The sequence below is a fragment of the Olivibacter sp. SA151 genome (assembly GCF_054130995.1).
This window is the reverse complement of the sequence record NZ_CP096391.1, coordinates 4,218,793-4,233,214: the sequence shown is the minus strand read 5'-3', so window position 1 is coordinate 4,233,214 and position 14,422 is coordinate 4,218,793. Positions and strand designations below refer to the sequence as shown.

Here is a 14,422-nt window from a genome sequence, read left to right as displayed (position 1 = left end):
TATTAACAGCTAATCCCTCAAAAAAGCAGCTGCACACCATAATATAGGTGCTTGTCCGTGCATATCTCCTGTAATTCGCTTTCTATCTAAGTAGTATTGACGATCATTTTTCTTGTTTGTACCTTCGCAAACGTTCTGAATGTCATCGTTGTCATCGATGTAACTGATAAGTGCTAACCATGCTTTACGCGCCGCAGGGCCATAGATGGTTTTATCCAACCAGCCGTTTTTTACACCCGTTATCATCGCATAAGCAAACATACCTGTTGAAGAAGTTTCCGGCCAGGATGCGTCATCGTTAATTAATTGTCGCCAGGTACCTTCTTCACTTTGATGTTTTAGTAAAGAACTCATCATCAATTGATAACCTTCCATGATTCTCTTATAGTAAGGGTTCTTTTTCGGTAAAGAGCGTAGCAGTTCAGCCATCCCTGCGGCCATCCAACCATTTCCCCGACCCCAAAAAAAGGGCACGTCAGGAGCGTGATAGAAGAGTCCGTTCGGTTTTTGAAGCTCATCTAAATAAAAAACCATTTCTTTCGCCGCTCGATTAATGTACGTTTCGTCTGCTGTAACGCGGTAAGCCTGTGCCTGGAGGGCTGTAATCATGTACATATCATCAATCCACAGCCGGGTTTGCCAGGTTAATCCCATCTCATAAAATTTATGCGATTCCGGTGTAACCCTCGGTCCTTCAGGGGGTCCCCATTGCTTATCGGCAATCCGGATACCTAAATCGTAATAACGTTGTTGGTCTGTAAGACGATAAAGCTCTAACGGAACGGAGCCGAATACCGCATAGTCTACATGATCAGGAACAGGAATCATAGACGTTTTAGAAGAGAAAAGCGGTTCGAACCTTTCTGCTAAGGCTTTTATCAGTTTCTCATCACCGCTTTCCCCTGCAAACATTAATGCCCCGTACCAAGTACAGCTTTCCGGGTAGGTAATTACTTTTGGGGGCGTATCTTTTCCAAAGTTTGGATGAGGTGTCTCGATAAAATGCCAAGCAATCTTGCGACCTATTTCTTCCGGTGATTTCTTCAAAGGCCATTGGTCTAAATCTGTCTGGGCATAAGCCACGTTTAAATAGGTCGTAGTTACAAGAATTAGTGCAGTTATTTTCTTCATATGGATTGTTTTTGGTTAACATCTTTTGAATGGACTATAAAGCCCCTCTTATTTTGGATGATAACTGCAAGAAAGTAAATTTAAGCTGATGATTTGTATACAAAATTGGCCAAGCTATCAACTATTTTGGCGCAACAAAAAGCACGTGGTTTTATGTTTTATTGTAACATAATTGTTGTATTTTTAATCAGAATTTCAAAGATATTATTTACCAATTATAAATATCGTTATGAAAGTTATCAAGGGTTTATTACTTATTGTACTGGTGCTCATAGGTATTGCACTCATTACAGCTTTGTTTGTTAAAAAGGAATATTCAGTAGAACGGGAAGTAGTCATTAACAAACCGAAACAAGAAGTTTTCGAATATATAAAGTATTTGAAAAATCAGGACAATTATAGTAAATGGAATCAACTGGATCCCGGGATGAAGAAAAGTTATCACGGAACAGACGGTACACCTGGGTTTATCTATAGTTGGGAAAGCGAACAAGACAATGTCGGTAAGGGGGAGCAGGAAATCAAAAACATAGTAAAAGGTGAACGAATCGATTTTGAAGTGCGGTTTAAAGAACCATTCGAATCAACTTCACCTGTTTATATGACTACGGAACAGGTAAGCGATGGACAAACGAAAGTCAAGTGGGGTATGAAAGGAAAGATGCCCTATCCAATGAATCTTATGTGTCTGTTCATGGATATGGAAACAATAATTGGGAGTGATTTGGAAACAGGACTAAGCAACTTAAAACAGGTACTTGAGCAGTAGTTTTACATGTCTGCTTTAAATTCGTTTTCGCAAGCCTTGCACTTATAAACATTTCTGTAGTATATTGGAAAGACGCCCATTAGGAAAGATAATATGGCGGACAGAAACCCTTTGGCTCCCTTCATGGATTTATAATTGGCGTATAATTCAACTGAGCCACACTGTGGGCAAACAAGCTGCCTGTTGTCTTCGGTTAATAAAGGCCTGTTGTCAATTTCCTTGATAATTGAAGAAGCTGCCTCTGCGTCGGAAGCATGGATAACGAGCTTTATTCCTCCAACAGCATAGTTATATAAGGGGTTGAGCGAAACAATATGCTCATCCTGAAGGAAACAAGGAATGCCCTCACTTTCAAGCTTTGTTTTGAGTAAATGAGCTTCTACAGGATTGTCGAAAACTTTCACTGTTACAAAATCCATCTTTAAAGATATGAAAAAGCGAATTGATTTTAGGAATTTGTTATGTTGTTTGAGCAATTTATTGTGGGTGATGCATTTAACTGAAGTGGAAGCTCACCGCCTTTATAGAATTCTGTAAAGGAATACGACGAATAGCATGACGCTTATGAAAGCCCTAAAATCCAGGAATTGGCATCCAATGAGTGGGCTTAAAAAGATGGGTGGCTTTAGCATGCAATGGACGAAATAGGCCGTTCTTAACATGTACCCCGTGTAGGATGGGGGAGGACACGGACGTGCGTTCCGTGTTTTCGAATTTGGTGAATAGACATTCCTGCATTTCGTCGGGAATCTGTTTGCTAAGGGATATCCATGGCTTTGCTATTTCTTTAGATGCTGCATCTCGTTTGTCAAGAAAAATGTACCGGGTTCTATACGGTAAAGAAGGGGGGAGGAAGGGGTTGAATGCGTCGACATTTACCCATTCAGTATTTAATTCCGCTTGAAGGACTTTTATAACCTGATCTGAAGCCACTATATCACCCTCATCTAGCGTTAAGTTACCGATATATAGGTGATGTTGATCAACGAGATCGGCCCGACGGAGATAGGTCCCCTCCGTTTTCTTTACAACGATATAAGTAAGATTTTCATTCACAATGTGATATAAATATGCTAATTATTTCTTACATAGGTAACGATTGAAGTGAAATATTTGTTGTGACTAAATTCATCTAAATCCGGTAATGCCAAGGGGCCGGAAATGATGGTTAAGACATCATTTCCCTTAAATTCCAAGGTCATTTCCGCTTCTTTGTCAATATTTTCTATTTTCGTTATAAGTTTGTTGTCTACTATCTGATACTGGCCTTTTTGATCTTCAAGTCTTACCACGGTGATAGAATCAGCGTCTGTTGTTGCATATTTGCCGGACGACTTAAAACTTCCATCGGCATGGAATTCCATCATGCTACCATTATATTCGTCGGAAGCATGCATATATGATTCTTTCATATCTCCATCTTCATACAACTGGGTAATCGTATTGGTACTTCTCCAAGAACCAAGTATTTTCTGTTGCACCGTATTATCCTTCTTTCTACAAGAGGTGATAAGAATGATAATAAGTACTAAAGTATAGAATGTTTTATATGATACTGCTTTATGCATTTCAAATTGCATATTAATAGGTTGTAGGCCAAGAATAAATCGCTTGTTCTGAAGAGAACAGTAAAAATCGGAGAGTCGACTACAATCGTTTATTATAAAACGGCTTTTGAAATGCCTTCGGGCGGAACTGTGTAAATATCTCTTGAAGCATGAAAAAAGTGCAATTAATTGCGATAAAGATACACAAAGTTGTTAATTGAAAATCTAATTTTTTTGCAAATTTTTATAAAAATGTGAAGCGCTCTTTTCCTTTGTACTGACTGGTTTCAGCAAGCTCCCATTTACCCTTGCGTCACTTTACCCCTACATTGAATGGAGTCTTTCAACGAGAAAAGGTACGTTTGCCGGTATTGCTCGAATTGCGTGGTAATTCAGAACATGGTGATGTGTAGCTAACGGCTATGCAACCGTAAGGTTTCTCGCAAAGGATACTCTTTAAGGGTACCTAAATGACCATCTAAAAGGGTTATCGAACGGATAGCGATTATTGTGTCTTTGTCATATATAGTAATACAATCAGCTTCCAATTTGCGATTGATCTCAACATGATGGTATCGGTAAACTTCATTGTTATTTTTGATGTGTGAAAAAAACAAGGGGATCGGTATATTGAAATTACCGGTGTTTACCTTGATCACCAATAAACCATTTAATTGCGGCAAGTGCTCATTGTTCGATTGTCGTATCACCTGTTCTGTACTAAGGTCATACAATAAGACAGACTGTATATCATTTTTGGAAGTGAAAATGAAGCCAGTATGGATTACCATGGAACTTATTTTTTGTTCGAAATGCTTGGCTTCCAGTGAATGGTTTATAATGTGTCGAATCTCGTTACGATTTTTGCTATACAAGGCTTCGGCAACCTCCTGATATTTCATGAGTATAGTTATTAACTATGTTGATTTAGACTTTCCGTCGATTTATTTACACCGTATTTTAAGTGTAGCAAATCTCGATAATAAAAAGGATGTAATCTGAACTTCAGCCATCTTGTAACTAAAAGATGTAATTCGAGAAAGAATGTGTTCGCACCAACTTGCAAAAACTATTTAAGATAACTGTTACGGGTTGCTTCATGTTAGGGCGCTTTGATCTTAACACCTTGTTGAATCAGTTGATTGTAAATAGTTTTTGCCAGCAGCAGGGCTTTCTCATGATCACCGTGTATACATAAAGTATCTGCTTTGATAGCGATAGATCTTTGATTTGTTGATAATACTTGTTGTTGGGTGATCATAACTAAAGCGCGCTTCACTGCCTGTGTTGTATCGGCAATAATGGCATCATCCTGACTTCGGGGTGTGAGTTTACCATCATCTTGATAGTTTCGATCAGCAAAGACTTCAGATGCAACAGGAAGGCCTATTTTGTGCGCTGACAAAATTAGTTTGCTACCAGCCAGTCCATATAAATAGAGTCGCTTATCAAAATCATAAACTGCCTGTACAATCGCTGTTGCCAAATTTTCATCTCGAGCCGCCATATTATACAAAGCGCCATGGGGTTTAACATGATGTAGTTTTCCCCCAGCGGTTTTTACAAATCCATAAAGAGCGCCAATCTGATAAAGCACCATATTGTATATTTCCTTCGGACTCATGTGAATTTCTCGTCTTCCAAAGCCCTGTACATCGTTGAAGCCGGGATGTGCGCCTATTGCTACACGTTTTTCGACTGCTCTTGCTACCGTACGCTGCATTACATCTGGATCACCGGCATGAAACCCACAGGCAATGTTCGCCGAGCTGATATAATCGAATAGCATATCCTGTTCCGGGAGTGTATAAGCACCAAAACTCTCTCCAACATCACAATTGATATCAATATAATACATATATAGTTTCCTTCACGTGTTAAATATTGTAGATCTCGGCAATTTACGAAATAGACATATGGATTTTAGTTTGTGTTTCTAAATGATCATATTTAGCGCAACAGCAAGCTTTTTAAGTTCGTTTTCTCTATTCATGTATAGCTTTTCAGCTTCTATACGACTAATGGCCGAAAACTGAATAGAATCTCCGGGCTTTAATTGTCCGCAAAGTGGTAAATCAACTTGTGCTATCTGTGCAATACGCGGGTAGCCACCCGTTGTTTGCCCGTCTGACATTAATAGAACGAGGGAGCCGTCGTGTGTTACCTGTACAGTGCCCGGTGCAACCGCTGTGGAAAGTAGTTCAATTTGGCTGGAACGCTGCAATAGAGGCCCCTCAAAACGATATCCCATGCGGTTGCAATCACGACTCAAGGTATAACTAGCAGACAAAAAATTTAGCAAAGAATCGGCTCGAAACCAAGTAAACTCTTTGCCCGGAACAATCCTGATCATTCTTTTGTCAAGCGGCAGGAAGTGCTCTTTATCAATGCTCCAGTTAGGAAAACTGATTTTCGTACTTTTTAAGTGTGATAGTAGGCGCAAAGTCGATGTAGTTAAGTTGTTTGCGTTTTTAAGCGAATCTTGCTTTTTTAAAGCACGTCCCATCAAGCCTCCGAATCTGCCGGTTATATAAGTGCTTTTGCTTCCCAAAACAATCGGAACATCCCAACCTCCCGCGATGGCTAAGTAGGTCCTTGAACCCGAACTGTGATGCCGAAATGCTAAATTTTGTCCGGCTGGGACAAAAAGAGGGCGATTATCAGGTAAAACTTGATCCGAAGCATAAAGAATGGACCCCCCGCCGGAATATGCGATTAAAAGATCGGTTTCGGCTTCTAACAATACATCCGCGTACGTTATTTCTATCACAGCCGCATCAATCGCATTAGCTAAGCTAAGATTTGCTAGCCGCATAGAAAGTGAGTCCATCGCTCCGGCAGAGGGAATTCCTTGGGCACGATAAAAGTTTCTCCCCAAATCTTGTACAGTGCTGAGTATGCCGGGTTTTAAAATCTTAACTTTCATTGCTTCTCCTCAGGCGTTTAAATTCGCGTAAATCAATTGTATCGAAAATAACCTCGTCGCCGGCTCGCAATAGGCTCGGGGAAGATCGGTTAATATCGAAGAGACGCAGGGGGGTGCAACCAATGATTTGCCAACCTCCGGAAATTTCCAGAGAATAGATGCCCGTCTGCTTCCCTGCTATGCCGACTGAGCCTGCCGGTACTTGCTTACGCGGAACCTTCTTTCTTGGTGTTTCCAATAGTGAGGGGGTGCCGCCTAAATAAGCGAAGCCGGGAACAAAGCCGATCATATAAACCTTATAGGTCGTGCTACTATGTAACTTGATAAGCTCCTGAGTCGATATATTGTGATACGAAGCTACATATGCTAAGTCCGGTCCAAGTTCTTCCTCATAACATATGGGTAAATGAATAGGTTCCTTTTTTATTTCATTTATCGGAATTGCCTGTTGCTGCAACTCAATTAAGTAATTGGAAATTCGTTCGAAACTATTCAGGCCGTAAAGCTGTTTTGCTTGGACAACCTGTATAGTATCATAGAAAATAGCTAATGAAGTATAGGCAGGGACGGTGGCAATAAAACCTTCGAATGGTAAACGATTTACTAGCTCATCGAGTTGGTGAACTCGGTTAAAGGTTATTTCATCAATTTCTTGCCCAAACTCAATGGTAACGGCACTTTCTGATAAAAAATCAATATTGAAAGAAGGTGTAGACGAATGGCCGGGCCTGCCAAATGGTACTCTCATGTGTAAGTTTTTAATTCATCGCTCAAGCGAAGGTACTAAACCAAATTTATAAAGAAGAAAATGTATATTAGCAAGAATCGTTTTGTTAAAACTTATTGATAACAGAACGAATAACAGCTAACATAAACTACCGCAATAAATTATGGCCGAATTTGATCTTAGTGATTTAGAAAAAATCAATAAAAGCGAGGAAATACTGGATTTTCTAGTCGCAAACGATATCATCAAGGAGAAGAAGTTCAGGAAGCAACTCGCCTACGAAAAAGAACTTTCTGCTTTACAGTTTGAGTTGCTTCGCTTGCAGCAATATGTTATCGAAAATAAAAAACGATTACTGCTAATTTTTGAAGGACGAGATGCCGCAGGAAAAGGAGGAACAATCAGCAGAATGATCGCTAAACTGAATCCGAAAAAAATACGTGTAGTTGCACTTCCAAAACCGACAGAAGAGGAGAAAGGCCAATGGTATTTCCAACGATACGTAAAACAGTTGCCAACCAGCGGAGAAATCGTGTTTTTTGATCGTAGCTGGTATAATCGAGCCGTTGTGGAACCTGTATTTGGTTTTTGCTCTGACTTACAATACACCTCGTTTATGGAACAAGTAAGTTCGTTGGAACACCTACTCATCGATGATGGAATCATTATGATGAAAATTTTTCTTACGATTTCAAAGAACGAGCAACTGGAGCGACTGGAAGATAGACAAAAGGATCCGATGAAACAATGGAAGGTTGGGGATCTGGATGAAAAGGCACAAGAAAAGTGGGATGATTATACCCATTATATAAATAAAATGTTGAAACGATCCGGTACCAAGAAGTCCCCTTGGGTCGAAGTAGTTACAGATGATAAAAAGCAGGCCCGATTGGAGGTTATTAAATACGTCCTTTCAAATGTGACAGGTTTTACGAGTAAACAAGACTCAAAGGTAGACGAGAAACTTATAAAGATTCATGGTTAGGCAATTTTTATTCTAGTCATTCAGTACCTTTGGTGTATAATGAGGATTGCTATTGTAGGAGCAGGAATTGGCGGCTTATGCACAGCCGTGGCGCTGCAAAACCTAGGCTTAGATGTTAGTATTTATGAAGCTGCGCCAGTGATTAAGCCCGTTGGAGCTGGTATAGGACTCGCAGCCAATGCTATATTGGGATTGAAGAGATTGGGAATAGAACAAGCGGTTGTTAGTAAAGGACATCAAGTCACTTCCCTTCGTATGCTTGATACGAAGGGAAAAATTATAACTAATCAGGATACGGAATTATTAGGACCGGACTTTGCAAATGCAAACTTGGTGATTCACCGTTCGGAGTTGCATGAAGTGCTTTTAAGTAGATTGTTGCCCAACTCATTACATTTAAATAAAAAATTGCTTTCGTTCAGGCGGAAAAAAGAAAACCTCATTCTTTATTTCTCGGACGGTTCTAGCTCGGTTACCAACCTGTTGATCGCAGCAGATGGTATCCGCTCAGTCGTAAGGCAACAGCTTATACCTGATAGTAAGCCGAGATATGCAGGTTATACCTGTTGGCGTGCGGTTATTGAAAATCCGAACATTCCCTTAAATAAAATGGCATCTGTGGAAACCTGGACGGCTGCGGGAAGAGTTGGTATGTCTCCTTTGTCTCACAATCGTATTTATTGGTATTGCTGTATGAATGCGAAAGAAAACGATTCTTGCATGAGAGAAATGAAACCCAAAGATTTGGCAGACAGTTTTTTAAACGCGCATACTCCAATAGCTGAAATTATTCGCAGTACAGCTCCGGAACAACTTATTTGGAGTGATGTATTTGATATTAAGCCGCTTCAGCATTTCGTCTACGAGGATAATATCGTTCTTTTGGGAGACGCAGCACATGCGACAACGCCTAATATGGGGCAGGGCGCCTGTCAGGCGATTGAGGACGCGGTGGTTTTAGCCCAATGTCTTGCCACGCAAAGCGACCTCCCCACAGCACTTAAGCATTATGAAAAACGAAGAGTTAAAAGAACTAAACGCATCATATGGCAATCGAGGCTACTTGGCTGGATGGCGCATTGGGAAAGCCCATTTTGGTGTAGGTTTCGTAATGGTATATTACGGTCTGTGCCTAAGATTGTTACAAAAAAACAGATTGCCTGGTTATTCAAAGTTGATTTTTAAAAAGCGTCTGACAAAATTATTACAACGCTTTCCTCTTAACTCAAGTGTCAGCTTTTAGCTGAGCGGATGCGATCGCTTGCATTTCGTCTAATATCTTAAATCGCATAAATGTATTTTAGAATGGTTATAATTGCAAACGTAAGCGCTCATTTTTACTTTTCAATACGGACGATTCACCATGAAAGAAAATAAGTATGATGATCCTAACTTCTTTGCGAGCTACGGTTTGATGCCACGTTCTACAGCCGGTCTTGAAGCTGCGGGTGAGTGGCCTGCTTTCCGAGCCTTGTTGCCGGATTTGGCTGACAAAACTGTGCTAGACTTAGGTTGTGGTTATGGATGGCACTGCCGCTATGCAATGGAACAGAAAGCGAAGCGGGTCACCGGAATAGATCTGTCTAAGAAAATGTTGGAAAAAGCGAAAGAACTGACGCAAGATCAGAATATCCAATACGAGTGCGTAGCCATTGAGGACATAACATTTAACGAGGCTACCTTTGATGTCGTCATTAGTTCGCTCGCACTTCATTACGTGAGTGATTTTCAACAGGTTTGCGGGCATGTTTATCATTGTTTAGTACCTAGCGGTACTTTTGTTTTCTCTGTCGAACATCCTGTTTTTACTGCCATGGCTTCTCAAGATTGGTTTTACGATGAGCAGAAAAATCGGATGCACTGGCCCATCGATCATTACTTTAGTGAAGGGCTCAGGAAGACTAGGTTTTTAAATGAAGATGTTATAAAATACCATCGGACTGTTGAGACCTATTTATCAAATTTATTGGATGCTGGTTTTACAATTAATAGACTTTGCGAACCAAAACCATCAGCATCCGTGTTAAAAAATTATCCAGATATGGTTCACGAATTGAGGCGTCCGATTTTTCTTTTATTTTCGGTGTCTAAATAAAAATGCCTTAAGTTTTTACAATGGTTGAAATAGGGAGATGAAACATTATAAAGTTGTTGCGGCGGTCATAGAGCATGAAGGAGCTGTTCTTTGCACGCAAAAAGGTGAACACAATTACCCGTATCTAAGCTATAAATATGAATTTCCCGGTGGAAAAGTAGAGCATGGTGAGCGGGACGAAGATGCGCTGATTAGAGAAATAGATGAGGAGTTGGCATTATGTATTAGGGTAAATAGAAAAATAGCTGTTGTTAATCATCAATATCCCGATTTTATGATCACATTAACTGCCTTTCACTGTAATTCAACTTCACGTGACGTTACGTTGGTGGAACACCTGCATGCAGTATGGTTACCAAAAGAAAAACTAAAGACGTTAGCTTGGGCGGCTGCTGATCAGCCCATCTTGCAATATTTGTAGTGTCATTGGTACTATTTTCTGCAGCATTATAATTTTTTTATTTCAATTTATGAAAAATGTATCTTTTTAATAAATTAGCTGCCGCATTTCAAATCTGACTCATTTGGCAAGCTCGGCTAAATGGTTGGTCTAGCTCGGAGCCCACGATTTGAAAGCCTAACCACTTTGTACTGTTAGTGTTAAAAATTATAAATTTTTTTTTATGTTAGCGCGTGCAAAACGATTGTATTCATTTTTTACCATTTTATTTTTCCTGTTGGGGCTATTGCCTTATAGTTTTTATGAAAATTGCCTCGCCCAAGGTCTTTCATTGTATACGCCGTATCCGAAAATTTCAGTACCACCCGGAGAATCGATCGATTATTCGATTGATTTAATTAACAACAGCAATGCAATAAAAACCAGTGATATTTCAGTTGTCGGCTTGCCAAAAGATTGGAGCTATGAACTGAAATCCGGAAATTGGGATGTGGCGCAACTTTCTGTTCTTCCGAAGGAAAAGAAAAGCTTTAACTTAAAGGTTAATGTTCCGGTGAAGGTTAACAAAGGCGCTTTCCAATTTCGGGTGCAAGCTAAAGGATATGCTTCTTTGCCATTGACTGTGCTGGTATCGGAGCAGGGAGGCTATAAGACCGGGTTTTCGTCTGATCAAAGAAATATGGAGGGGGCAGCCAATTCAATGTTTACCTTTAATGCGACCTTAAGAAATCAAACCGCAGATAATCAAGTTTATGCCTTAACGGCGCAAGCACTTCCGGGATGGAATGTGTCCTTTAAGGCGAATGGCAAACAGGTTTCTTCAGTAGATATGGTAGCTAACCAAACCCAAAACATTACGGTTGAAATAGATCCGCCTGATGAAACGAAGGCAGGTTCCTACAGAGTACCTGTTTTGGCGACTACAGCGAATACATCAGCTAATTTGGAATTCGAAGTAGTGATCAAGGGATCTTATAAAATGGAACTGACCACACCGACCGGCTTACTAAGCACTGATGTTACAGCCGGTGAAAGTAAAAGGGTGCAGCTCGCACTAAAAAACAGCGGTTCGGCTGATTTAAAAAATGTCGAAATGAAGTTTTCTGCTCCGGCAAACTGGGATGTCGTTTTCGAACCCGCAAAAATTCCTTTGCTAAGACCTGGGGCAACCGTAGACGTCTTCGCAACGATTAAAGCGGATAAGAAGGCCATTGCGGGTGATTATGTGACGGAATTGGAAGCAAAAACACCGGAGATATCTTCGAAAGCCTCGTTTCGTATATCCGTCGAAACTTCTTTACTGTGGGGATGGTTAGGCATTATGATCATTTTAGCGGCTATTGCTTGTGTATATTACCTAATTCGTAAGTACGGAAGGAGATAGGCGGTGGAAGAAGTTATCGAATTAAAAGGCGTTACAAAATGTTACGGTTCATTGAAGGCCGTTGATAACTTGGATCTCGCGGTTCGAAAGGGAGAAATATATGGCCTTTTAGGACCAAATGGTGCCGGTAAGTCGACGACAATTTTAATGATGCTGGGACTGACTGAGCCAAAGACAGGAACGATTAAAGTTTGCAATATCGATTCCACTGTCAATCCCATCGAGGTAAAAAGACGAGTCGGTTATCTACCGGATAATGTCGGGTTTTATGATAATCAAACCGGATTGGAGAATCTGATTTTCACCGCTAAACTTAATCGCGCAACGTGGACTGAAGCAAGAGACAGAGCTTTAGATCTGTTGAATCGAGTAGGGTTGATAGATGCGGCTAATAAAAAAGTTGGAACCTATTCTAGAGGAATGCGCCAGCGACTTGGCTTGGCAGATGTTTTGATTAAAAGACCGGAAGTAATTATTTTGGATGAACCGACACTCGGTATTGATCCGAGTGGTGTCAAAGCATTTTTAGACTTGATTGTTCAGTTAAGTAGAGAACAGGGGCTTACTGTTTTGCTCTCATCTCATCACTTACATCAAGTACAACAGGTATGTGATCGGGTAGGGATCTTTGTTAATGGCAAATTGATTGCCAATGGCACTATACCCGAACTTTCAAAACAACTTTTTAGTAGCGAAGTGTTTACGGTGGAGGCAGGTATCGCTTGGCACGAGTTGGAAAAACCACATCAATTGATAAACGACCTGGGGAAGATCGATGGAATTAATAGCGTTAAGTATGAGCAAAATCGATTATTGATTGGGTGCTCAACGGATAAAACGGCTGCTATAGCACGTACAATTGTCCGTTCAGATATTGATCTGACACACTTGTATCAGCGACAATATGGTTTAGACGAAATTTATCAGCGTTATTTTGAAGGAGAACAGAAGTATGTATAAATTATTGAATTTGAACCTTATTTCTTCGAATCGGGAAGAGAGAAGACCTGCTCACCCTTTCAGAGTTTTGGTAGCCAAAGAGGTCAGTGACCATATTAGAAGTTGGCGCTTTATCATTTTACTTTCGCTTATTCTATTAACCTGTGTTAGTTCGTTATATACATCTATGAGCGGTATCAGTAAGGCTGTTGCTAAACCGGGTGACCCGGAAAGCGCCTTTCTGTTTTTAAAATTGTTCACACTTTCTGATGGATCTTTACCTCCCTTTCATGTATTTGTTGGTTTTTTGGGCCCTCTTTTGGGGATTAGTCTGGGTTTTGATGCCATTAATTCTGAACAGAATGCCGGCACTTTGAGCCGAGTTATGGCGCAGCCTATTCATCGCGATTATCTAATTAACGCGAAGTTTGCAGGGGCTTTGATCGTAATCAGTACACTTTTTTTTGCATTGGGTCTGGGAGTTATGGGGTTAGGGATCATTATTATTGGTATTCCGCCAACTCCTCAGGAACTCCTCAGAATCTTTCTTTTTCTTTTTCTCAGTATACTTTATGTGGCTTTTTGGCTAAATCTGGCCATATTTTTTTCCATACGATTTAGACAAGCTGCAACATCTGCATTGACCGCCATTGCCGTTTGGTTATTCTTCACTGTTTTTTATCAAATAATTATTAGTCTTATCGCTAAGGCAATTATACCTACCGCGGCAGCCGACACTTATCAAAGCCTAAGCTATCAAAAGCTGATCAGCGATTTACTGCGCATAGTACCTAGCCAACTCTACAGCGATGCAACAACGACGCTTTTGATGCCTTCTGTTCGCAGTTTGGGTCCATTAACAATGGAACAGGTTTACGGTGCAATACCAAGTCCCTTGCCGATCGGTGAAAGCCTTGCCATTGTGTGGCCACAACTTACCGGTTTAGTAGCTGTCACTATATTATGTTTTGCCGGTTCCTATTATTTATTTATGAGAAGGGAAATAAGATCGCGCTAATGCCAGATAGAGAAAATGAATACCCTTGTATTATTTCTTCTCAAGGTTGAATTTTAAAGCTTGTATGCTTTTATGGCGCTTTTTATTTGCTCTTCCTCTGTTGTGTCAGGATATAGGATGTAGCTGGGAGCAAATATCGGCTTGGTCTTTTCTATTTGGACAGAGATAATATTGTTTATTGGGAACTTTCCTTTGGTCATTTGAGTTAAGGGTTGTAACAACAAATTAAAATGTAGATGACCTGAATCAATAATTGTGGCCTTTCCCTTTAATTGCCATCCCTTCTGTATCAAAATGTCAATAAAGCTGATGCAGACATTATCGTTTTCCATAATGTTTTTAATAGATTGGGGAGATGCAATATCAGCAATTAGCAGGTTTTGCCCATAATGAGTAAAGATCTCTTTCGGAGAAACATTAGGAACTCCTTCTCGTGAGGCCGTGGCAAGCCAACATAGGACGCTTTTATCAATATAGCGTTTTATTTCATCTGTAAGCATA

At 40.3% G+C, this 14,422-nt stretch carries 17 protein-coding genes; 8 read left to right on the top strand and 9 right to left on the bottom strand.

The window, feature by feature from the left end; all coding sequences use genetic code 11:
* Window positions 1–9: 9 nt before the first annotated feature.
* Entirely contained in the window at window positions 10–1,131 is a 1,122-nt protein-coding gene (locus tag M1D52_RS17450; RefSeq protein ID WP_377610391.1) for a glycoside hydrolase family 88/105 protein, read from the bottom strand.
* 229 nt (window positions 1,132–1,360) lie between these two features.
* Here M1D52_RS17450 and M1D52_RS17445 point away from each other — a divergent pair, with 229 nt between their 5' ends.
* Window positions 1,361–1,900: an SRPBCC family protein gene (locus M1D52_RS17445; RefSeq protein ID WP_377610393.1), complete on the top strand. Its 540-nt coding sequence runs from the start codon at window positions 1,361–1,363 to the stop codon at window positions 1,898–1,900.
* Between the two features lie 2 nt (window positions 1,901–1,902).
* Here the strand turns inward: M1D52_RS17445 and M1D52_RS17440 are convergent, their stop codons facing one another.
* The 7 genes from M1D52_RS17440 to pxpB form a co-directional block, all read right to left on the bottom strand.
* Window positions 1,903–2,319, bottom strand: coding sequence for a putative signal transducing protein (locus tag M1D52_RS17440; RefSeq protein WP_013665974.1), 417 nt, complete (start codon window positions 2,317–2,319; stop codon window positions 1,903–1,905).
* A 154-nt stretch (window positions 2,320–2,473) separates the two neighbouring features.
* Entirely contained in the window at window positions 2,474–2,956 is a 483-nt protein-coding gene (locus tag M1D52_RS17435) for a DUF551 domain-containing protein (protein WP_130857212.1), read from the bottom strand.
* A gap of 17 nt (window positions 2,957–2,973) precedes the next feature.
* Window positions 2,974–3,468, bottom strand: coding sequence for a hypothetical protein (locus M1D52_RS17430; RefSeq protein ID WP_437393432.1), 495 nt, complete (start codon window positions 3,466–3,468; stop codon window positions 2,974–2,976).
* A 392-nt stretch (window positions 3,469–3,860) separates the two neighbouring features.
* Complete coding sequence (locus tag M1D52_RS17425; protein ID WP_130857214.1) at window positions 3,861–4,349, bottom strand: hypothetical protein; 489 nt, start codon at window positions 4,347–4,349, stop codon at window positions 3,861–3,863.
* Between the two features lie 200 nt (window positions 4,350–4,549).
* Window positions 4,550–5,305 carry a LamB/YcsF family protein gene (locus tag M1D52_RS17420; protein WP_013665978.1) on the bottom strand — a complete coding sequence of 252 codons (756 nt, stop codon included), beginning with the start codon at window positions 5,303–5,305 and terminating at the stop codon, window positions 4,550–4,552.
* A 78-nt stretch (window positions 5,306–5,383) separates the two neighbouring features.
* Window positions 5,384–6,373: a 5-oxoprolinase subunit C family protein gene (locus M1D52_RS17415; protein ID WP_437393434.1), complete on the bottom strand. Its 990-nt coding sequence runs from the start codon at window positions 6,371–6,373 to the stop codon at window positions 5,384–5,386.
* On the bottom strand, window positions 6,363–7,121 hold the full coding sequence (pxpB, locus tag M1D52_RS17410) for a 5-oxoprolinase subunit PxpB (RefSeq protein WP_437393435.1): 759 nt from the start codon (window positions 7,119–7,121) through the stop codon (window positions 6,363–6,365). The genes M1D52_RS17415 and pxpB overlap by 11 nt, the downstream gene beginning before the upstream one ends.
* A 142-nt stretch (window positions 7,122–7,263) precedes the next feature.
* Here pxpB and ppk2 point away from each other — a divergent pair, with 142 nt between their 5' ends.
* The 7 genes from ppk2 (at window position 7,264) to M1D52_RS17375 (ending at window position 13,921) form a co-directional block, all read left to right on the top strand.
* A complete protein-coding gene (gene ppk2, locus M1D52_RS17405) occupies window positions 7,264–8,085 on the top strand; it encodes a polyphosphate kinase 2 (protein WP_013665981.1) in 822 nt (273 codons plus the stop codon).
* Window positions 8,086–8,124: 39 nt separating this feature from the next.
* Entirely contained in the window at window positions 8,125–9,270 is a 1,146-nt protein-coding gene (locus M1D52_RS17400) for an FAD-dependent monooxygenase (RefSeq protein WP_437393436.1), read from the top strand.
* Window positions 9,271–9,448: 178 nt separating this feature from the next.
* Entirely contained in the window at window positions 9,449–10,180 is a 732-nt protein-coding gene (locus M1D52_RS17395; protein WP_013665983.1) for a class I SAM-dependent methyltransferase, read from the top strand.
* Window positions 10,181–10,217: 37 nt separating this feature from the next.
* Window positions 10,218–10,601 (top strand): (deoxy)nucleoside triphosphate pyrophosphohydrolase, encoded by a 384-nt coding sequence (locus tag M1D52_RS17390; RefSeq protein WP_437393438.1) that lies wholly within the window; start codon window positions 10,218–10,220, stop codon window positions 10,599–10,601.
* Window positions 10,602–10,803: 202 nt separating this feature from the next.
* Window positions 10,804–11,964, top strand: a complete 1,161-nt coding sequence (locus M1D52_RS17385; RefSeq protein ID WP_013665985.1) for a COG1470 family protein — start codon at window positions 10,804–10,806, stop codon at window positions 11,962–11,964.
* A gap of 3 nt (window positions 11,965–11,967) precedes the next feature.
* Window positions 11,968–12,924: an ABC transporter ATP-binding protein gene (locus tag M1D52_RS17380; protein WP_013665986.1), complete on the top strand. Its 957-nt coding sequence runs from the start codon at window positions 11,968–11,970 to the stop codon at window positions 12,922–12,924.
* Entirely contained in the window at window positions 12,917–13,921 is a 1,005-nt protein-coding gene (locus M1D52_RS17375) for an ABC transporter permease (RefSeq protein WP_437393440.1), read from the top strand. Before M1D52_RS17380 ends, M1D52_RS17375 begins: the two co-directional genes overlap by 8 nt.
* Window positions 13,922–13,974: 53 nt before the next feature.
* On the opposite strand, the gene M1D52_RS17370 is transcribed toward M1D52_RS17375, so the two are convergent.
* The gene (locus M1D52_RS17370; RefSeq protein WP_437393441.1) at window positions 13,975–14,421 is read right to left on the bottom strand and encodes a pyridoxamine 5'-phosphate oxidase family protein; all 447 of its coding nucleotides are present in this window, start codon (window positions 14,419–14,421) and stop codon (window positions 13,975–13,977) included.
* Between the last annotated feature and the right edge of the window lies 1 nt (window position 14,422).

Excerpts from the sequence above, each read along its gene's own strand:
- M1D52_RS17450 (WP_377610391.1), bottom strand. The coding sequence starts at position 1,131 with ATGAAGAAAATAACTGCACTAATTCTTGTAACTACGACCTATTTAAAC.
- M1D52_RS17445 (WP_377610393.1), top strand. The coding sequence starts at position 1,361 with ATGAAAGTTATCAAGGGTTTATTACTTATTGTACTGGTGCTCATAGGT.
- M1D52_RS17440 (WP_013665974.1), bottom strand. The coding sequence starts at position 2,319 with ATGGATTTTGTAACAGTGAAAGTTTTCGACAATCCTGTAGAAGCTCAT.
- M1D52_RS17430 (WP_437393432.1), bottom strand. The coding sequence starts at position 3,468 with ATGCATAAAGCAGTATCATATAAAACATTCTATACTTTAGTACTTATT.
- M1D52_RS17425 (WP_130857214.1), bottom strand. The coding sequence starts at position 4,349 with ATGAAATATCAGGAGGTTGCCGAAGCCTTGTATAGCAAAAATCGTAAC.
- M1D52_RS17420 (WP_013665978.1), bottom strand. The coding sequence starts at position 5,305 with ATGTATTATATTGATATCAATTGTGATGTTGGAGAGAGTTTTGGTGCT.
- M1D52_RS17415 (WP_437393434.1), bottom strand. The coding sequence starts at position 6,373 with ATGAAAGTTAAGATTTTAAAACCCGGCATACTCAGCACTGTACAAGAT.
- pxpB (WP_437393435.1), bottom strand. The coding sequence starts at position 7,121 with ATGAGAGTACCATTTGGCAGGCCCGGCCATTCGTCTACACCTTCTTTC.
- ppk2 (WP_013665981.1), top strand. The coding sequence starts at position 7,264 with ATGGCCGAATTTGATCTTAGTGATTTAGAAAAAATCAATAAAAGCGAG.
- M1D52_RS17400 (WP_437393436.1), top strand. The coding sequence starts at position 8,125 with ATGAGGATTGCTATTGTAGGAGCAGGAATTGGCGGCTTATGCACAGCC.
- M1D52_RS17395 (WP_013665983.1), top strand. The coding sequence starts at position 9,449 with ATGAAAGAAAATAAGTATGATGATCCTAACTTCTTTGCGAGCTACGGT.
- M1D52_RS17390 (WP_437393438.1), top strand. The coding sequence starts at position 10,218 with ATGAAACATTATAAAGTTGTTGCGGCGGTCATAGAGCATGAAGGAGCT.
- M1D52_RS17385 (WP_013665985.1), top strand. The coding sequence starts at position 10,804 with ATGTTAGCGCGTGCAAAACGATTGTATTCATTTTTTACCATTTTATTT.
- M1D52_RS17375 (WP_437393440.1), top strand. The coding sequence starts at position 12,917 with ATGTATAAATTATTGAATTTGAACCTTATTTCTTCGAATCGGGAAGAG.
- M1D52_RS17370 (WP_437393441.1), bottom strand. The coding sequence starts at position 14,421 with ATGCTTACAGATGAAATAAAACGCTATATTGATAAAAGCGTCCTATGT.